We start from the raw sequence: 17,021 nt of genomic DNA, 5'->3' as shown, positions 1-17,021 counted from the left end.
CGCCACATGAGATGGCTTGCCCAGGCGGGGCTGGCGAATTAGACCCGAGCCATGGCAAAACTTTACTTCAACTACTCGACTATGAACGCGGGCAAATCGACCGTGTTGCTGCAGGCCTCGCATAATTATCGCGAGCGCGGCATGGATACTTACCTGATGACGGCTGCATTGGATGGACGCGCCGGTGCTGGGAAAATTGCCTCGCGGATTGGGATATCATCCGAGGCTGATACTTTTGACACCGATGATGATGTTTTCGCCATGATCGAAGCCCGTCTGGCGCAAGGCAAAATTGCATGTGTCTTTATCGACGAAGCCCAGTTCCTGACCGAAGATCAGGTCTGGCAACTGGCCCGCGCCGTAGATGACCTGAACGTGCCGGTGCTGGCCTACGGGTTGCGGGTCGATTTTCAGGGCCGGCTGTTTCCCGGATCGGCCGCCTTGCTGGCGCTGGCGGATGAGATGCGCGAGGTTCGCACGATCTGCGAATGCGGCCGCAAGGCAACAATGGTGATTCGTCAGGACGAGAATGGAAATCCCATCACCCAGGGTGCTCAGGTTCAAATTGGTGGCAACGAAACCTATGTCTCGCTGTGCCGCAGGCATTGGCGCGAGGCCGTGGGCACCTAAACCGGATTTGGCAGCGGACGCCCCTGAACAAAGGCCGCAACATTATCTAGCGCCATGTGCCCCATAGCGCTGCGGACCTCCTCAGTCGCGGTACCCAGGTGGGGCAACAGGGTCACGTTCTGCAAATCTATCAGAGCTTGCGGCACTGCGGGTTCGAATTCGTAGACATCCAGACCCGCACCCGCGATTTGCTTTTCTTGCAACGCCGAAATCAGGGCCGATTCATCCACTACCTCTCCCCGAGAAATATTGATCAGGATGGCAGCAGCGTTCATCGCCTGCAGCACCTGCGCATTGATCAGATGCCGGGTTTCGGCACCGCCCGGCACAGCCAGGATCAGGAAATCGACTCCGGCAGCCAAAGCTTTGAGGTCTGAGACATAATCCGCCGGAAACTCTAGCTCCTTTGGGCTGCGCGATTGATAGGCGACGTGCATACCAAACCCATAGTGGCAACGTCGCGCGATGGCTTGCCCAATGCGCCCCATGCCCACAATGCCGACCCGTTTGCCGGTCACGTGATGGCCCAACATCTGTGTCGGGTGCCAGCCCTGCCAAAGGTTTGAACGTACCAGCCGTTCGCCTTCTCCGGCGCGGCGGGCCGTGGACAGCAGCAATGTCATGGCAATATCGGCCGTAGCGTCAGTGACAGCGCCCGGCGTGTTGGTCACCGCGATTCCGGCCTGACGGGCCGCCTCCACATCTATGTGATTATACCCAACCCCAAAATTCGCCAGCAGTTTGCACCGCGGTTCCGGCACCTCAGCAAAGATCTGGGCAGAAAACAGGTCGCCCAAGGTCGGCACCACCACATCGAATTCGGACAGCGCATGCCCCATTTCCTCGGGTGACATCGGCAAGGTTTCACTGCGCATCTCTGCGTCAAACTCTGCGCGTGCACGTGCTGCGACAGAGGCGGTCATCGGTCGGGCAATGAACACACGCATCAGTGCATCCGCCCACCGGTTGGAACCTTGCCATCCGGCCCGATCAGGACGATCTCACCAGTCTCATCGGGCAATCCCAAAACAAGCACTTCGGACATGAACTTGCCGATCTGGCGCGGAGGAAAATTTACCACCGCCATCACCTGCTTGCCCACCAATGAGGCGGGATCATAATGCGCAGTGATCTGGGCCGAGGTTTTCCGCTCGCCGATGTCTCGTCCAAAATCGATCCACATCTTGATCGCTGGCTTGCGCGCTTCGGGGAAGGGTTCGGCGCGGATAACCTCGCCGACGCGAATGTCGACCTTAAGAAAATCGTCGAATGTAATTTCACCCACGAGACAGCTCCTTGGACCGATCGGTTGCGGCTTTAACAGCGCGGTGCAGCAGGTCGGGAAAACCGAATTCGTCGTGCATCAGGACCTCAAGCGCGGCCTGCGTGGTTCCATTAGGCGAAGTGACATTGACGCGCAGTTGCGATGGGTCCTCGTCAGACGCCATGGCCAAGGCCCCTGCCCCGGCGACCGTGGACTTGGCCAGCCTCATCGCCAAATCATGTGGCAGGCCCTGAGCCTGACCCGCGGCAGCGAGCGTTTCTATAAGGTGGAATACATAGGCAGGGCCGGACCCGCTCAGCCCGGTAACGGCATCAATCTGCGCCTCATCCTGCAATCTGACCGTCTCACCGACCGCAGATAGCAGGTTTTCGGCTAGGGCCAGATCCGCATCCGAAACAGCAGAATTTCCAATCAACGCCGTGATTCCCTGTCGGATCGCCGCCGGGGTGTTCGGCATGGCACGCACGATTGGTGTTTTCTGGCCCAACACCTCTTCGAATGTGGAGATTGAGGTGCCCGCCGCGACCGACACGAACAGGCTGCGCCCGCCGCCCAAGGCTGTAATTGCGGGCAGCGCATCGCCCATCATCTGCGGCTTTACCGCGACCAGCACAACTGCAGGCCCCTCGGGTAGCGGGGTATTGATGTTGACGCCCGACGATTTCAGCCAATCCGACGGGAAAGGGTCAATCACCCAGACTGACGAGGCAAGAAGGCCATGCTCTAACCACCCGGCAAGCATGGCCGATCCCATCTTGCCGCATCCCAAAAGCACCAGCCCCTGTTCGGCGACGCGTGACATGTCCATGATTGCCCCTCCGCTTATTTGGCTCGGGGCAAAGCTTTACGCGCGGCCGTAGGCCTCTGCAATGGCGACTTGCATCGCGTCTTCCGGGGTGCGGTTGCCCCATGTGACCAGTTGGATCGCGGGATAATAACGCTCGGCGCTCAGGACCGCTGCAGTGATCATCGTATCAATCTGTTCCGGGCTGGCCATCTGACCACCCGCAAGAACCAGACCGTACCGGTAAACCATCAGCTTCTGATTGGCCCAGTATGTGAAGGCCCCGGCCCAGCACTGATCGTTCATCTTGTTCAGAAGTTCATAAAGCTCGGTCTCGCGCGCCTCAGGTGGCTCCATCTCGAACGAGCACACCATACGCAGCGTTTCGTCATAATTCGACCAGGCCAGCGCAATCGAATAGGTGCGCCACTGTCCTTCGACAGCCATTGCGATCTGATCATCCCCGATCCGATCAAAGTCCCAATCGTGATGTTCGGCAAGATGTTCAACAATGTCGATCGGATGAAGGTCTTCGTCAAGAAACTGCTCGGAAAGGGCCATAATGCCACCTCACTAATTTCTAGCATTTCGGGGCTGGCAGCGCCCCAGCGCTAGTTGCCTGCTCTACAAGCCGGGCTTCCCCCATAGGCCTGTACTAAATATGGTGCGCTGTGGGTGGTGGCCTGACAACCCCCATTTTTGGGGATAACAGCAATAAGTTGTGGATAGCTGGCAACGGGGATCAAAATATTGGCATCAGATGCAGCTTTGTCTTGATTAATTCCCGCAAGACGGCATGATGCACAACACCGCACAACCCAGAACCGGATTGCGCGGCGTTTGTTTTTTTTCGAAAATTTCGCGGGGGATTATTCGCCCAGCTTGGCTTCCAACGCTGCAATGCGCGCCTCGAGCGCTGTGTTTTCCTCGCGCGCTTTCTGAGCCATGGCACGGACAGCGTCGAATTCTTCGCGTGTGACGAAATCGCGATCAGCCAGCCAACGGTCGATCATCGACTTCATGGCGTTCTCCGCCTCGTCCTTTGCGCCTTGGGCAACACCCATGGCGTTGGTCATGAGTTGGGAAACATCATCCAGAATCTTGTTGCGGGTTTGCATGGTTATCCTCCGATTTGGCGGTTGGTCTCTATATGGGGAATGATTGGCGCAGGCTCAAGGTTGACTTAACCCTCAAAGCCCGGGCAATGAGACGCACATGCAGGCTGTTCTAAATTTCCCCGATCTGTCGCCCGAACTTTTCTCGATCTCGCTGTTCGGGATGGAGTTCGCACTTAGATGGTACGCCCTCGCCTATATCGCCGGGATTGTGATTGCATGGCGCCTGGGGGTGATCGCCCTAAAGCGCCCCGCCCTGTGGCCCGACAAGGCGCCACCGATGCAACCCGCCCAGCTTGAGGATTTGATCACCTGGATCATCCTGGGCGTGATTCTGGGCGGGCGACTTGGGTTCGTGCTGTTTTATCAACCAGCTTATTACCTTTCGAACCCGATCGAAATTCTGATGGTCTGGCAGGGCGGCATGGCCTTCCACGGTGGATTGCTAGGCGTCGTCGTGGCCTCATATATCTATGCAAGACGTCACCAAATTTCGATTTTGCCGCTTGCTGATCTGATCGCGCATACCGTGCCGCCTGGGCTGTTATTGGGTCGTGTCGCGAATTTCATCAACGCCGAACTGTGGGGAAGGCCCAGCGACTTGCCCTGGGCCTTTGTATTCCCCGGTGCCGCCGCCCAAAACTGCCCGACGGTTATTGGTCTTTGCGCCCGCCACCCCTCTCAGCTTTACGAAGCCGCGCTTGAGGGGTTGCTGCTGGGCGTCCTGCTGTTGTGGCTGGTCTATTGGCGCCGCGCTTTCCTACGGCCCGGTCTGGTCACAGGCGTGTTTATGGCGGGCTATGGCGCATCGCGTTTCATTGTCGAGTTTTTCCGGCAACCCGATGCACAGTTTGTTTCGGCCGGAAATCCGCTTGGACTTGCCTGGCAAATGGGCGGCTACGGCCTGACCATGGGCCAGTTGCTGTCTTTGCCAATGATTGCCTTTGGCCTTTGGCTGGCTTTACGCGCTAAGGCCAAGTGATGACCCTCGCCAACCTCTTACAGGCTCGTATCGCACAAGACGGCCCGATGAGTGTAGCCGACTATATGACCGAATGCCTGCTGCACCCGACACTGGGATATTACACCACCCGCGACCCCCTTGGCCCGCAGGGCGATTTCATCACCGCCCCGGAAATCAGCCAGATGTTTGGCGAACTAATCGGGCTCAGCCTTGTGCAATGCTGGATTGACCAGGGGCGTCCGGACCGTTTCACGCTAGCGGAGCTGGGTCCCGGGCGCGGAACGCTGATGGCTGACATGCTGCGTGCAACACAGGGCGTGGATGGCTTTCACGCGGCGGCAGATATTGTTCTGCTTGAGGCCTCACCAACCCTGCGCACCATTCAGGCAAAGACGCTGGATGCCTATGCTCCGCGCTGGATTACATCAGTCACCGATCTACCCGATTCCCCGCTTTTGCTGGTGGCAAACGAGTTCTTTGACGCTCTGCCCATTCGCCAATTCATCCGCGATGACAGCGATTGGCGGGAACGTTTGATCGGGATGAAGGACGAATCACTGGCTTTTGGCCAGGGGCCACGGTCGCCACAGATCGCTTTGAAGAACCGGCTTGAGGACACGCAGGATGGGGATCTGGTCGAGCTTTGCCCTTCGGCCATACCGATCATCACTGTGATCGCCGGACGGATCGCGACCCATGGCGGGGCAGGACTGATCCTGGATTATGGCGACTGGCATTCGCTTGGGGATACGTTTCAAGCGCTGCATGCCCACAAGCCGATAGACCCGCTTTCCAGTCCCGGACAAGCTGATCTGACCGCCCATGTGGACTTCGAACCTCTGGCGAGCGCAGCGCGAGCTGCGGGCTGCGCCCATTCGCGCCTGACACCCCAAGGCGTTTTTCTGGAACGGCTGGGCATCACCGCGCGGGCGCAAGCATTGGCGAAACCACTCAGCGGGTCCAAGCTTGAGGCGTTGATAGCCGCACATCGCCGGTTGACGCACCCAGAGGAAATGGGAAACCTGTTCAAAGTACTGGGCCTGTACCCATCTTATGCCGCATTGCCACCGGGACTGGAATCATGACGCTGGAAATTCTGACTTCGGATCTCTTGTCATCCGTACGCCATGGTTTTTTCTGCCGCCGTGGCGGGGCCTCATCCGGGATCTTTGCAGGGCTCAACTGCGGTCATGGATCATCTGACCAGACCGAGGCTGTCGCGATAAACCGTAACCGCGTAGCGGATGCGATGGAGGTCGATCCCGGATCCCTTATCGGAGTCCATCAGGTGCATTCACCGACGGTCATAACTGTTGATGGTCCAATCGACGGGGAAAAGCCTAAAGCAGACGCGTTGGTTACGGCCTGTCCCGGACTGGCGCTGACCATCCTCACGGCGGACTGCCAACCTGTTCTTTTTGCCGACACCCACGCAAAAGTGATAGGGGCTGCACATGCAGGATGGCGCGGCGCGCTGGACGGTGTGCTTGAGGCCACGTTGGACTCCATGGAGGCGCTGGGAGCACGGCGCGAGAATACAGTGGCCGTCATAGGGCCCACAATCTCGCAAATTGCGTATGAGGTCGGGCCCGAGTTCCTAGAAGACTTTGCCGCTGAATCATCAGAAAACCTGCGGTTCTTCGCAAATGGGACGGGTGATCGGATGCAATTTGACCTCCCGTCCTATGGGCTGCACCGGTTACGTCAGGCTGGTGTCGGGCATGCAGAGTGGATTCGTCATTGCACCTATTCGGACCCGAACAGATTCTATTCGTACCGCCGATCGGTTCATACAAAAGAAGCCGACTACGGCCGCCTGATTTCCGCCATCAAACTGTGACGCGTATCCTGATTGTGGCGAAATCGCCGCTTTTTCGCCACATTTGTTGTGTCTATATGAGTCGCCAAAATTAGGTTTTTTTGCCCTCTCTCAGATGGTTATCTGCATATTTCCGAATGTGAGCGCGGCTAGATTAAGAAAAGGAAACAGCCAACTTTCTTTTGTCCCAGATTCAACCCGCGTCAGCCTTATGGCCGCCTCAATATCGCGACACGTTAGTCTCAGATTGGGTCATTAGGCATTAAGCCTTGAACGAGTAGGACAACAGGATGAAACAAAGATCCCGCTTTCTCAGCGCTGTTCTAAAAGCGTCCAGAGAGCAAAAACTGGAGATGCCGTGGAAGCGGGTTTCCAGCCGTTCTGCCAGTGTGGCGCGCCGTTTGGCTTCGCGACGCTGATTGGACAGGCCTACCAAAGCCATTCTGCCGGCTTTGAGGGTCAAGACACACAGCGGGGGTGCTCCGATCCGGTGTGTGGCGCTTCACAGACGCTTTCTGTGAATGTGTTTAGGAGTTTGTGTGCGTAGACAATTTTCGTCTGCGAGTTGTGAGTTTGTCTGGGGGGTCAATGTGTTGACCAAGAGTTTGCGAAATTCCATCGCACTGCGCGGCCGTTACAGCCGACGTCTCGAAGTCGCCATAGCATTCAAGACAAAGAAAACCGATCAGGCGGGCCTGTACGGGGGTTCAGCCTTCCTGAGCGGATGTTTGAGGGGACGGAATTAGTATGACTATTCCACATTCTTTGGCCCGCGCCGCCAGAAACGCCGTCGATACGTCGACAATGCTGCGCGAGATTCCAAGAAATACAACAAAACAAAAAGCGCAGCTGCGGCGCTATGAGGTCAGTTCATTGTTGAGCAATGGCGAGGTATCCCAAACCCGCCACATCGCGCCAGCGCTGCCCATGTTCGAGGATGCGTTTTGTGCCTTTACGCGGGGTTCGCTTGTCGAAACCGAAAACGGGCCGATAGCGATCGAAGATCTTTTGCCTGGCGATACGGTTTTGACCCAGAATGGAACTTCGGAAACCGTGGTCTGGAAGGGCTCGGTTACTTTGATCCCCGGGCGCGAAGACTCGCGTGGTCGCACACGCCCGCTGACACGCATCATGGCGGATACCTTCGGAATGCAAAAACCGATGTCAGGCGTGACTGTCGGTCCGGCTGCGCGCCTGTTGGGCACCCCAGCACATCTGCGGCACTTGTATGGCGGATCTCCTGTTTTGACGCCCGCTCACGAGTTCCAAGACGGGATGGGTGTCATCGAGATGCTACCGCCTACCCCAATCGAATTGTTTCACATCTGTCTGAAACGCCATTCGGTTATCAAGGTAGACGGATTACAGTTTGAATCATATCATCCAGGCGTAAATGCGGTTCGGATGATCAGCCATTCGCTTCGCTCAATCTATTTGAACTTGTTCGAGCATGTCGAATCGCTGAATGACTTTGGCCCGCTGCAGTTACCGCGTGCCGGAGATGGAGAGGTGGACGCAATCACTGCCTGAGTTTTAACCAGTACTGCAAAGTGGGGGCTTTATGCAGATTTTAATTAGTTGGGTGTTGTTTCTGGTTGTCACGGCGATTTTGCCGCCGTGCACCAGCCGTCACAAAAGGATGCGCTTTACGCCGTCCGGTTCATTCGTTCTTCCAGGACGTCAAACGGTACACCGGGCTCGTCCTTAGCGCCGCGTATCACAAGTGAGGTTTTAACGCTGGCCACGTTTGGCGTGGTCAGCAACTCGCCTGTTAAAAACTGCTGAAAGCTGCTGAGATCAGGAGCGACGCATTTCAGAATAAAATCCACTTCGCCGTTCAGCATGTGGCATTCACGGACAAGTGGCCATTCGCGGCAGCGTTCCTCGAATGCGCTGAGTTCGGCTTCGGCTTGGCTTTCCAATCCGACGCTTGCAAAGACCTGAACCTCAAAACCCAGCTCACGCGCATTCACTTCCGCATGGTATCCGCGGATAAGGCCCGAGTCTTCCAATGTGCGCACGCGCCGCAGGCACGGAGGCGCGGAAATTCCCACACGTTTCGCGAGCTCTACATTGGTCATGCGACCGTCTGCCTGCAATTCTGCCAGAATCTTGCGGTCAATCTCGTCCAGCCGTGTCGCGACCATAAAAAGCTCCTGAATTTTCGGTTGTTATATCAGCACCCAAGGGATGCGCAATAATGTTTCGCGTTTGCGCAATATTCTTTGGTTTTCCAGGTATTTTTCTAGCGCGAGTTGTGAAACGGATTCTCCGATACGGCACGAAGGGGCTTTAAGCGCCTCAAGGGGGTCGCTATATCCATTCGCCAAGGGGCCGCAGGCCCGTATCAGGCAGATCGAGTCGGGGGTATCATGGCCGAAACAAAACACACCAGGGTTCTGATAATCGGATCAGGACCTGCCGGTTATACTGCGGGCGTATATGCCAGCCGTGCGATGCTGGAACCGATCCTGGTTCAGGGCATCGAGCCGGGCGGACAGCTGACGACCACCACCGAGGTCGAGAACTATCCCGGCTTTACCGAGGTTCAGGGTCCTGATCTGATGATCAAGATGCAGGAACATGCTGCCGCGATGGGATGCGAGATCATCGGCGACATCATCAGCGATCTGGATGTCTCGAAACGCCCGTTCACCGCAAAGGGCGACAGCGGCACCATCTACACCGCCGATGCGGTCATTCTGGCCACTGGCGCGCGGGCGAAATGGCTGGGATTGTCCTCGGAAGAGAAGTTCAAAGGCTTTGGCGTTTCCGCCTGCGCCACATGCGACGGGTTCTTCTATCGCGGGCAGGAGATCGTTGTAATCGGCGGCGGCAATACCGCCGTGGAAGAGGCGCTGTTTCTGACCAACTTTGCTAGCAAGGTCACCTTGATCCATCGCCGCGATGAATTGCGCGCCGAAAAGATTCTGCAGGATCGGCTGATGAAGAACGACAAGATCGAGCCCCTGTGGTTCCACGAACTGGACGAGGTCATCGGAACCGATGCGCCTTTGGGTGTCGAAGGCGTGCGCGTCAAGAATGTGAAAACCGGTGAGATTCGCGAAATCCCCTGTAAAGGTGTTTTCATCGCCATCGGCCACGCACCCGCGAATGAGCTGGTCAAGGACTCGCTGGAAACCCATATGGGCGGCTATGTGATCACCAAACCGGGCTCCACAGAAACCTCCATTCCAGGTGTCTTTGCTGCCGGAGACCTGACAGATCACATCTACCGTCAAGCCGTTACCAGCGCCGGGATGGGCTGTATGGCCGCGCTGGATGCTGAACGGTTCCTGGCCGAGCAGGATTAATCAGGTGATCGAATTCTCCGGCCCGATCTGGAGAATTCTGTTCCTCTCACAGATAGACGCCCCTTTGGCCCCAGCACGGGCGCCAGAGGGGCGTTTTCATTATACGGGCCAATTCGCGCTTTATTCTTCGCTGAGCGCTGAGGGTGCCGAAGTAGCCATCAAACGCTATGTCTGCCCATCCGATCCACCACGCATTCTTCAAAAATGCCGGATCACCGGCGCTCGGCTGGTAGATCTGCGGGGGCGCAGCGAAGCCTCGGTCGTGTGGCAGGATATCCACGAAAAAGAAGGCGCCTCACCCACCTGGCTATTTTCGGATGACGCCCGCGCCAAAGGCGCCGACGGCTTGCTATACAGCTCGCGATCCCGGCCAGAACTCAGTCATGCGGTTTTGTTTAGCACCTCACCAGAGGTAGTGTGCCTGGATGGGGATCCGCATCCCTGGTTGCCGGGGCATAGAGGCTTCGCTTGACCCCCGCTCTGCGCCGTTACAGACTCTGAGATGCGAGCAAAACGAACACAGGTGAACCGAGTGAAAAGCGTACTATGGCAAGGCGGGTGGGCTACCCGGCTGAGGATCATGAGCGGCCTGATCCTGTTCATCTTTGCCTTCTTTCACTTCATCAATATCGGTCTGGGACTGTTTCATACTGATTTTCTCCACGGAATGCAGAAAGGCCGCCATGTCATTACACGCAACAACATCGGCAGCGCGATTCTATATCTGGCCTTGCTCGTGCATTTTGGGCTGGCGCTGTATTCGTTAGCTCAGCGCAGAACCATGCGAATGCCTTTCAGTCTGGGGCTACAGGTGGTGCTTGGATTTGTGATTCCACTGCAACTGATCTCGCACCTTGTTCACACCCGATACGCACATGCAGTTTTCGGGGTTAATGATGAGATGGGTTATATCATCGCGCTAATGTGGCCCAGCTATGCAATCTGGACACAAAGCCTGCTTTTGCTGGTGGTCTGGGTCCACAGTTGCATCGGTCTTCACATGTGGCTGCGCCTGACATCCTGGTGGCAAAGGACGCTGCCTTATCTGATCGGGCTCGCCGTGTTCATTCCGTCTTTCGCTCTGGCAGGTCTTTTGACAGAGGGCCGACGCATCTGGGCTGATTTCGCCGACCCGTTTCTGCGCGATCAGTATATCGAACATTACAACTGGCCATCGCCCGAGGCTTTTCAGGCTCTGATGGGTGTGAGGCAAGATACGCTGCTTGCATTCGGGCTGGCGGTTGGCGCTACATTGCTTGTGTTTCTGGTGCGCAAAATTTTGCGACGCCGACATTCGGTGCGCATCAAATATGTTGAAGGCCCCGAAATTGTGGCCGAAAAAGGCATGACCCTGCTTGAGATTTCTCAGGCCAACGGCATTCCCCACACTGCGCTATGTGGTGGCAAGGGGCGCTGCACCACCTGTCGCGTTATTGTCGAGAATGGTGCAGATCAGCTCCCCGTCCCCAGTGAGATCGAGGCCCGCAGCTTGGCTGCCGTAAAAGCACCCGAAGGCGCACGCCTAGCCTGTCAGATCCGCCCGACCGAGCCAATCACGGCCTTTCGGATGTACAATCCCGGTAGCGGTCGCAATCGCGCCCATGCCAGTCAGGGGCAGGAACGTAAACTGGCGGTGCTGTTTCTGGACATGCGTGGGTTCACGGCACTGACCACCGGGCAGTTGCCCTATGACATTGTTTTCCTGCTCAACCGGTTCTTTGACGCCATCGTGCCAGCCATCACCTCGGATGGGGGTGTGGTCGACAAGTATATGGGTGACGGGCTGCTGGCAGTGTTTGAAACCGCCGATGCTGCAAGTTCAGCACGGGCCGGGATGAAAGCCGCAGCCAATGTCAGCCGCGCATTGCAACGGTTCAACGAGCAACTCGAAACCGAGGGCAGCCCGCTTATTCGCATTGGAATGGGATTACATCTGGGCGATCTGGTTCTGGGCGAAATCGGCGCCGTAGGCACTGCAAGCCGCACGATTATCGGCGACGCCGTGAATGTCGCCAGCCGATTGGAGGCCGAGACCAAGGGGTTGGGTGTCGAGCTTTTGGTTTCGGGCGATCTGCTGAAGGCAGCGGGGCATGAGAGTTGGCAGAACGATCTGCGCCCCTTCCAGTTGCGTGGGGTAACAAGGCCAATTTCTGCCCTGCCGGTCGAACGTGCGTCCGACCTCACCCCCAAGATTGCCGCCTGAGAACACACTCATTCAAACCGGTCTATTTGGCCTTGATCCAAGGGATTGTCGTCGGGTTTCGCGTCAAAATGTGGAAAATCCTTCCAATCCGGAGAAAAACCGCGCATATCGTCCTTTGTTTCATAAATCCATCTGGACTTCACCCGACCGCCGGGGCACATGCCCGGCAAACGCCCCTGAATCACTGGCCAATCCATCCTTCGACAAGAGAATTCCCATGACGATGTTAAGCAATCTGGCGCCGATCTCTGAACTTTATGTTTCGTACGAGTCCGCACAGAAACTGAAAGTAGAAGCTGCCGACCTGACAAGCTGGGACCTGAGCCCTCGTCAGATCTGTGATCTGGAACTGCTGATGAATGGCGGGTTCAACCCGCTGAAAGGGTTCCTAAGCGAGGCAGATTACGACAATGTCGTCGAAAACATGCGCCTGGCCGACGGCACCCTTTGGCCGATGCCAATCACGTTGGATGTCAGCGAAGACTTCGCTGAGGGCATCAAACTGGGTCAGGACATTGCGCTGCGCGACCAGGAAGGTGTCATTTTGGGCACCATGACTGTGACCGACCGCTGGACGCCGAACAAGGCGCGCGAGGCGGAAAAGGTCTTTGGCGCAGATGACGATGCCCACCCGGCGGTCAACTACCTGCACAACACTGCGGGCAAGGTTTACTTGGGCGGCCCTGTTGTTGGTATCCAACAGCCCGTTCACTATGACTTCCGTGCCCGCCGCGATACGCCGAACGAGCTGCGCGCCTATTTCCGCAAACTGGGTTGGCGCCGTATTGTTGCGTTCCAAACCCGCAACCCGCTGCACCGCGCGCATCAGGAACTAACCTTCCGTGCCGCCAAAGAGGCGCAGGCCAACCTGCTGATCCATCCGGTTGTTGGTATGACCAAGCCGGGCGACGTGGACCACTTTACCCGCGTGCGTTGCTATGAGGCTGTTCTGGACAAGTACCCGGCCTCGACAACTTCGATGTCACTGCTGAACCTGGCGATGCGTATGGCAGGCCCGCGCGAGGCGGTGTGGCACGGGTTGATCCGCGCCAACCACGGCTGCACGCATTTCATTGTCGGCCGTGACCACGCAGGCCCCGGCAAGAACTCAGCCGGCGAAGATTTCTATGGCCCCTACGACGCACAGGATTTGTTCCGCCAGTTCCAGGATGAAATCGGCGTCGAAATGGTCGATTTCAAACACATGGTCTTTGTGCAGGAACGCGCTCAATACGAACCGAATGACGAGATCGCCGACAAAGACAACGTCACAATCCTGAACATCTCGGGCACAGAACTGCGCCGCCGTCTGGCCGAAGGCCTGGAAATCCCCGAATGGTTCAGCTTCCCTGAGGTTGTGACCGAGCTGCGCAAGACCAAACCGCCGCGCAGTCAGCAGGGTTTTACCGTATTCTTCACCGGTTTCTCCGGCTCGGGCAAATCGACCATCGCCAACGCGCTTATGGTAAAGCTGATGGAGATGGGCGGTCGTCCGGTGACCCTGCTGGATGGAGACATTGTTCGTAAGAACCTGTCATCGGAACTGGGCTTTTCGAAAGAGCATCGCGACCTGAACATCCGCCGCATCGGCTATGTGGCCAGCGAGATCACCAAGAACGGCGGCATCGCTATCTGTGCCCCAATCGCACCCTACGCCACGACCCGCCGCGCCGTCCGCGAAGATGTCGAAGCGTTTGGCGCTTTCTGCGAGGTTCACGTGGCCACCAGCATCGAAGAATGCGAACGCCGCGACCGCAAGGGCCTGTACAAGCTGGCGCGTGAAGGCAAGATCAAAGAATTCACCGGAATTTCCGATCCCTACGACGTACCTGCCAATCCCGAGCTGAGCGTCGAGACCGAGAATGTGGACGTAGACAACTGTGCCCACCAGGTTCTGCTCAAGCTGGAAAGCATGGGTTTGATCGCCGGATCGTAACCTGCGCAAAGAATCAAGCAAAAGGCCCTCGGTTTCCGGGGGCCTTTTTCTATTGGATTATAGTTCTGCCCGAATGGCGGCGACAGCGCGCCCTTCGAAATCACCAAACTCGGCCGCTTTGGACTGGCTGGCCCGCAGGGCGCCTAGACGCGCGGCATAGTCATCGACCGAAGCGGCTTGAATCGCACTCCGAATGTCGTCCTCGGAATCGCACAGGATCATCCCGGATGTGTCGAAGAAATCACCAATATTGGGACAGCCCCAATAGATCGGCACAGTCGAGCACAAAATCGCGTCTGTCAGCTTTTCCGAAAAGTAATTCCGCTCCCGCACATTCTCGATCACCACCGAATAGCGATATGGGGCCAGCCCGTCAGACTTCAGGTCAAACGGAGTATAGCCACGCCCCATAATATCGACATCTGCCCCGGATTCACGAACCCAATCGATCACGGAATGGCGCAGCTGATGTCCTTCGAGATCACGTTTGGCCGAGGCGATCAAAGAACAGGATTTAGATTTCCCGACCAAAAGTTCTCGCCAATCAGGCACCATCGTCACGCCATAGGGCAGAAACACGGCGTTTGGGATACCTTGCAACAAAACATCATGAAAGGTCAGCACCCGGAAGAACCGCCGCCACGTATAGCGCAACATGCGATCATGTTTGGCATGGATGGCCGAAGGCTCTCCCATCATCAAAGATATCCGCGCACGTGTTCCCCGACGAAGACGCAGATGTACCGTGGAATTGGGGTACATGATCAGATGGTCCGTGTGCGCAAGATCGCCCACTGTTTTTCCGATCAGACGATCCGGGCAACCTTCGGGCCAGGTCAGTTCCGACAAAGGAACCGTGGCCAGTTTCGGCCCTAACCGATGCCCATAGGGCAATATGGCGATTGCAGGTTCTGTCATCATCCGGCATCTGGCAAATTGACCTGACCCCGCATCAGAATATGCCCGCGACCGGCGACCTTGATGCCTGTCATCGCATCCGATGGGCCAGCTCGGGTAACAGTCGCCTGACCGGGGCGCCCCATATCATGGCCTTGCTCGGCAATAAAAACGTCCTTTGGCATCAGCCCATGTTTCCAGAGATACGCCGCCATCGCACCTGTGGCAGATCCGGTAAACGGATCCTCGGGCGGGCTGGGCGGGGCCAACAGCAATCTCGAGAATGTATCGCCTGCTTTGGTCGCGCCTTTGAGCGTTACAAGAAAAGGTTCGGCCATATCGGAGCCGGAAAAGCCCGCCTTTTCGGCAATCTCGCGCAAAGGCCTTTCGACCAGTCTTGCCGCGCGCAGGGCGTCGTGATCACGAAGAACAGTGACACAGAAGGGCAGCCCGGTAGAAACAAATTGCGGCGGCGAGATAATCGCCTCTTTGGGCAGGCTGATGGCAGAGGCGACCAGCTCGGCGGGAACATAGGCGCCGAATTGTGGTGCAATCTGCGTCATCTCGATTTCATCACCGCTGATGCAGATCGAAACGATCCCCGCGCCGGTTTCAAGCGTCAGGGTATTGCCTTGCAGCATTCCTCTGGACTGTATTGCAGCTACGGTTGCGATCGTGGGATGCCCGGCAAAGGGGATTTCGCGACTGGCCAGAAAATAACGAACCCGGAAATCGGCCACATCGGACGGGCCAGTAAAGGTGCATTCAACCAAGGACGTCTCGCGCACATAGGCCATGCAGACGTCTTCGGACAGAGCTGCCCCACCATGAACAACAGCGCACCCATTGCCACCAAAGGCGCGATCGCTGAAGGCGTCTACCCAGTCAAAGTCGAACCAATTCATGTGTCGTGCACTCCGATATTCGAACCATCATAGGTTCGACTGTCTCGCCCGACAGGCCATGGATGTCACGAGGAAAACGTACGGAGGCCACTTTAGTGCACGGCCACCGGTGAAAAATCATGCTCGCGCGCCAGGTTAAACGCCAGCTTGCGATCAGCAACCAGTGCCAGTTGCTGGCCGTCGGCATCGTGTACCGCATATAGCAGGCTCAGATCTCCGGCCTGTTCGCGAACTTCCCGAGGTAGATCGGCGACTTCAACTGTTTTGACATAGACGATCCGATCGCCTTCGGCGTTGATTTCAAACGGTGTATTCATTGCTCTTACCCCTTCCTTATGTTGATCGTTTGCACCACGGTTTCGGGCACGGCGCGGGTCAGATCCACATGCAGCAGACCATTTTCAATGATCGCTTCGCCAACCTCGACCCCATCGGCCAACACGAACATGCGCTGAAACTGACGTGCCGCGATCCCACGGTGTAGAAAGATACGTCCTTCGCTGTCGTCGCGCTGACGTCCCCGGATCACCAACTGTCGATCTTCGATGGTAATCGACAGGTCCTCTTCTGCAAACCCGGCCACGGCCAAGGTAATGCGGTAGGAAAAATTCGAGGTCTGTTCAATATTATAGGGCGGATACCCCTCATTTCCGGCCTTTGCAGACCGCTCCAGAAGGCGTTCCAACTGCTCGAACCCCAAAAGATGCGGGTATGAGCCCAGAGTAAGTTTAGACACGTATTTTCGTCCTTTATTGCCAAAGCGACGTGTTGTGCGGCCCCATTCTGGCAACCGCGTATAATAGAATATGGGAATATACAGCGATGTCCACAAGGTCTGGCCGGATCAAGCCTGACACACTATCTTGTGTGACAAGCACCACAACAACTCTGAGTCGCCAATGAACGCGCCCACCGATCTTTCGATGAAAACTGATGAGGTTCTGCGGGTAGAGCTGGAAGTTTTCCGCCGTCAACACCGTGATCTTGACGAAGCAATCGAGGCGCTTCAGGCCACTGGCACCTCGGATCAACTGACGATCAAACGGTTGAAAAAGCAGAAACTGCGCCTGAAAGACATCATTCGCCTGATCGAAGACCGCCTGACCCCGGATATCATCGCCTGAGACATCTGAACCGCATTGCCACAAAGGCGGATTTGGCTATAGTTC

The 17,021-nt window shown here is 56.7% G+C and carries 21 protein-coding genes; 10 read left to right on the top strand and 11 right to left on the bottom strand.

Annotation, left to right across the window (positions count from 1 at the left end):
• The first annotated feature begins 51 nt into the window (after window positions 1–51).
• Entirely contained in the window at window positions 52–630 is a 579-nt protein-coding gene (locus AC2FIC_RS00310; RefSeq protein WP_142636576.1) for a thymidine kinase, read from the top strand.
• On the opposite strand, the gene AC2FIC_RS00305 is transcribed toward AC2FIC_RS00310, so the two are convergent.
• The 5 genes from AC2FIC_RS00305 to AC2FIC_RS00285 form a co-directional block, all read right to left on the bottom strand.
• Window positions 627–1,577 carry a 2-hydroxyacid dehydrogenase gene (locus tag AC2FIC_RS00305; protein ID WP_496691004.1) on the bottom strand — a complete coding sequence of 317 codons (951 nt, stop codon included), beginning with the start codon at window positions 1,575–1,577 and terminating at the stop codon, window positions 627–629. The genes AC2FIC_RS00310 and AC2FIC_RS00305 overlap by 4 nt on opposite strands.
• Window positions 1,577–1,915, bottom strand: a complete 339-nt coding sequence (locus tag AC2FIC_RS00300; RefSeq protein WP_282021513.1) for a tRNA-binding protein — start codon at window positions 1,913–1,915, stop codon at window positions 1,577–1,579. The genes AC2FIC_RS00305 and AC2FIC_RS00300 overlap by 1 nt, the downstream gene beginning before the upstream one ends.
• Window positions 1,908–2,723 carry a pyrroline-5-carboxylate reductase gene (gene proC, locus AC2FIC_RS00295; protein WP_496691005.1) on the bottom strand — a complete coding sequence of 272 codons (816 nt, stop codon included), beginning with the start codon at window positions 2,721–2,723 and terminating at the stop codon, window positions 1,908–1,910. The genes AC2FIC_RS00300 and proC overlap by 8 nt, the downstream gene beginning before the upstream one ends.
• A gap of 36 nt (window positions 2,724–2,759) precedes the next feature.
• Window positions 2,760–3,260, bottom strand: a complete 501-nt coding sequence (locus AC2FIC_RS00290) for a type III secretion system chaperone family protein (RefSeq protein WP_496869995.1) — start codon at window positions 3,258–3,260, stop codon at window positions 2,760–2,762.
• Window positions 3,261–3,568: 308 nt separating this feature from the next.
• A complete protein-coding gene (locus AC2FIC_RS00285; protein WP_142636566.1) occupies window positions 3,569–3,817 on the bottom strand; it encodes an accessory factor UbiK family protein in 249 nt (82 codons plus the stop codon).
• Window positions 3,818–3,914: 97 nt separating this feature from the next.
• Here AC2FIC_RS00285 and lgt point away from each other — a divergent pair, with 97 nt between their 5' ends.
• The 3 genes from lgt to pgeF are packed head-to-tail and all read left to right on the top strand — an operon-like array spanning window position 3,915 to window position 6,618.
• Window positions 3,915–4,796 (top strand): prolipoprotein diacylglyceryl transferase, encoded by an 882-nt coding sequence (lgt, locus tag AC2FIC_RS00280; protein ID WP_496691007.1) that lies wholly within the window; start codon window positions 3,915–3,917, stop codon window positions 4,794–4,796.
• Complete coding sequence (locus AC2FIC_RS00275) at window positions 4,796–5,863, top strand: class I SAM-dependent methyltransferase (RefSeq protein ID WP_496691008.1); 1,068 nt, start codon at window positions 4,796–4,798, stop codon at window positions 5,861–5,863. Before lgt ends, AC2FIC_RS00275 begins: the two co-directional genes overlap by 1 nt.
• A complete protein-coding gene (gene pgeF / locus AC2FIC_RS00270) occupies window positions 5,860–6,618 on the top strand; it encodes a peptidoglycan editing factor PgeF (RefSeq protein WP_496691009.1) in 759 nt (252 codons plus the stop codon). Before AC2FIC_RS00275 ends, pgeF begins: the two co-directional genes overlap by 4 nt.
• 241 nt (window positions 6,619–6,859) lie before the next feature.
• Here the strand turns inward: pgeF and AC2FIC_RS00265 are convergent, their stop codons facing one another.
• Complete coding sequence (locus AC2FIC_RS00265; RefSeq protein WP_185956677.1) at window positions 6,860–7,039, bottom strand: hypothetical protein; 180 nt, start codon at window positions 7,037–7,039, stop codon at window positions 6,860–6,862.
• Window positions 7,040–7,344: 305 nt separating this feature from the next.
• Between AC2FIC_RS00265 and AC2FIC_RS00260 the strand changes: the two genes are divergently transcribed.
• A complete protein-coding gene (locus AC2FIC_RS00260) occupies window positions 7,345–8,127 on the top strand; it encodes a Hint domain-containing protein (RefSeq protein ID WP_271949219.1) in 783 nt (260 codons plus the stop codon).
• 116 nt (window positions 8,128–8,243) lie between these two features.
• Here the strand turns inward: AC2FIC_RS00260 and AC2FIC_RS00255 are convergent, their stop codons facing one another.
• On the bottom strand, window positions 8,244–8,744 hold the full coding sequence (locus tag AC2FIC_RS00255) for an Lrp/AsnC family transcriptional regulator (protein ID WP_142636556.1): 501 nt from the start codon (window positions 8,742–8,744) through the stop codon (window positions 8,244–8,246).
• A gap of 225 nt (window positions 8,745–8,969) precedes the next feature.
• Here AC2FIC_RS00255 and trxB point away from each other — a divergent pair, with 225 nt between their 5' ends.
• The 4 genes from trxB (at window position 8,970) to AC2FIC_RS00235 (ending at window position 14,050) form a co-directional block, all read left to right on the top strand.
• Window positions 8,970–9,911 carry a thioredoxin-disulfide reductase gene (gene trxB, locus AC2FIC_RS00250; protein ID WP_271949214.1) on the top strand — a complete coding sequence of 314 codons (942 nt, stop codon included), beginning with the start codon at window positions 8,970–8,972 and terminating at the stop codon, window positions 9,909–9,911.
• 4 nt (window positions 9,912–9,915) lie between these two features.
• Window positions 9,916–10,383, top strand: coding sequence for an RES family NAD+ phosphorylase (locus tag AC2FIC_RS00245; RefSeq protein ID WP_246097225.1), 468 nt, complete (start codon window positions 9,916–9,918; stop codon window positions 10,381–10,383).
• 60 nt (window positions 10,384–10,443) lie between these two features.
• Entirely contained in the window at window positions 10,444–12,114 is a 1,671-nt protein-coding gene (locus AC2FIC_RS00240; protein WP_496691010.1) for an adenylate/guanylate cyclase domain-containing protein, read from the top strand.
• A gap of 217 nt (window positions 12,115–12,331) precedes the next feature.
• The gene (locus AC2FIC_RS00235) at window positions 12,332–14,050 is read left to right on the top strand and encodes a bifunctional sulfate adenylyltransferase/adenylylsulfate kinase (RefSeq protein ID WP_142636548.1); all 1,719 of its coding nucleotides are present in this window, start codon (window positions 12,332–12,334) and stop codon (window positions 14,048–14,050) included.
• A gap of 57 nt (window positions 14,051–14,107) precedes the next feature.
• On the opposite strand, the gene AC2FIC_RS00230 is transcribed toward AC2FIC_RS00235, so the two are convergent.
• The 4 genes from AC2FIC_RS00230 to AC2FIC_RS00215 form a co-directional block, all read right to left on the bottom strand.
• Entirely contained in the window at window positions 14,108–14,968 is an 861-nt protein-coding gene (locus AC2FIC_RS00230; RefSeq protein ID WP_496691011.1) for a hypothetical protein, read from the bottom strand.
• Window positions 14,968–15,852, bottom strand: coding sequence for a PhzF family phenazine biosynthesis protein (locus tag AC2FIC_RS00225; protein ID WP_496691012.1), 885 nt, complete (start codon window positions 15,850–15,852; stop codon window positions 14,968–14,970). Before AC2FIC_RS00225 ends, AC2FIC_RS00230 begins: the two co-directional genes overlap by 1 nt.
• Window positions 15,853–15,944: 92 nt before the next feature.
• Window positions 15,945–16,169 carry a DUF1150 family protein gene (locus tag AC2FIC_RS00220; protein WP_142636543.1) on the bottom strand — a complete coding sequence of 75 codons (225 nt, stop codon included), beginning with the start codon at window positions 16,167–16,169 and terminating at the stop codon, window positions 15,945–15,947.
• A 5-nt stretch (window positions 16,170–16,174) separates the two neighbouring features.
• A complete protein-coding gene (locus AC2FIC_RS00215; RefSeq protein ID WP_142636541.1) occupies window positions 16,175–16,588 on the bottom strand; it encodes an Hsp20 family protein in 414 nt (137 codons plus the stop codon).
• A gap of 163 nt (window positions 16,589–16,751) precedes the next feature.
• Here AC2FIC_RS00215 and AC2FIC_RS00210 point away from each other — a divergent pair, with 163 nt between their 5' ends.
• Window positions 16,752–16,976 (top strand): YdcH family protein, encoded by a 225-nt coding sequence (locus AC2FIC_RS00210; protein WP_037308505.1) that lies wholly within the window; start codon window positions 16,752–16,754, stop codon window positions 16,974–16,976.
• Window positions 16,977–17,021 lie beyond the last annotated feature (45 nt).

Source organism: Ruegeria sp. CDSC079, from assembly GCF_059610505.1.
Note: the sequence above shows the minus strand (reverse complement) of the source record. Positions and strands in the feature narration are given on the sequence as shown.

Coding starts and splice junctions, on each gene's coding strand:
- AC2FIC_RS00285 (WP_142636566.1), bottom strand. CDS start 3,817: ATGCAAACCCGCAACAAGATTCTGGATGATGTTTCCCAACTCATGACC.
- trxB (WP_271949214.1), top strand. CDS start 8,970: ATGGCCGAAACAAAACACACCAGGGTTCTGATAATCGGATCAGGACCT.
- AC2FIC_RS00255 (WP_142636556.1), bottom strand. CDS start 8,744: ATGGTCGCGACACGGCTGGACGAGATTGACCGCAAGATTCTGGCAGAA.
- pgeF (WP_496691009.1), top strand. CDS start 5,860: ATGACGCTGGAAATTCTGACTTCGGATCTCTTGTCATCCGTACGCCAT.
- AC2FIC_RS00265 (WP_185956677.1), bottom strand. CDS start 7,039: ATGGCTTTGGTAGGCCTGTCCAATCAGCGTCGCGAAGCCAAACGGCGC.
- AC2FIC_RS00220 (WP_142636543.1), bottom strand. CDS start 16,169: ATGAATACACCGTTTGAAATCAACGCCGAAGGCGATCGGATCGTCTAT.
- AC2FIC_RS00290 (WP_496869995.1), bottom strand. CDS start 3,260: ATGGCCCTTTCCGAGCAGTTTCTTGACGAAGACCTTCATCCGATCGAC.
- AC2FIC_RS00305 (WP_496691004.1), bottom strand. CDS start 1,577: ATGCGTGTGTTCATTGCCCGACCGATGACCGCCTCTGTCGCAGCACGT.
- AC2FIC_RS00260 (WP_271949219.1), top strand. CDS start 7,345: ATGACTATTCCACATTCTTTGGCCCGCGCCGCCAGAAACGCCGTCGAT.
- AC2FIC_RS00310 (WP_142636576.1), top strand. CDS start 52: ATGGCAAAACTTTACTTCAACTACTCGACTATGAACGCGGGCAAATCG.
- AC2FIC_RS00235 (WP_142636548.1), top strand. CDS start 12,332: ATGACGATGTTAAGCAATCTGGCGCCGATCTCTGAACTTTATGTTTCG.
- lgt (WP_496691007.1), top strand. CDS start 3,915: ATGCAGGCTGTTCTAAATTTCCCCGATCTGTCGCCCGAACTTTTCTCG.
- AC2FIC_RS00210 (WP_037308505.1), top strand. CDS start 16,752: ATGAACGCGCCCACCGATCTTTCGATGAAAACTGATGAGGTTCTGCGG.
- proC (WP_496691005.1), bottom strand. CDS start 2,723: ATGGACATGTCACGCGTCGCCGAACAGGGGCTGGTGCTTTTGGGATGC.
- AC2FIC_RS00225 (WP_496691012.1), bottom strand. CDS start 15,852: ATGAATTGGTTCGACTTTGACTGGGTAGACGCCTTCAGCGATCGCGCC.
- AC2FIC_RS00275 (WP_496691008.1), top strand. CDS start 4,796: ATGACCCTCGCCAACCTCTTACAGGCTCGTATCGCACAAGACGGCCCG.
- AC2FIC_RS00230 (WP_496691011.1), bottom strand. CDS start 14,968: ATGACAGAACCTGCAATCGCCATATTGCCCTATGGGCATCGGTTAGGG.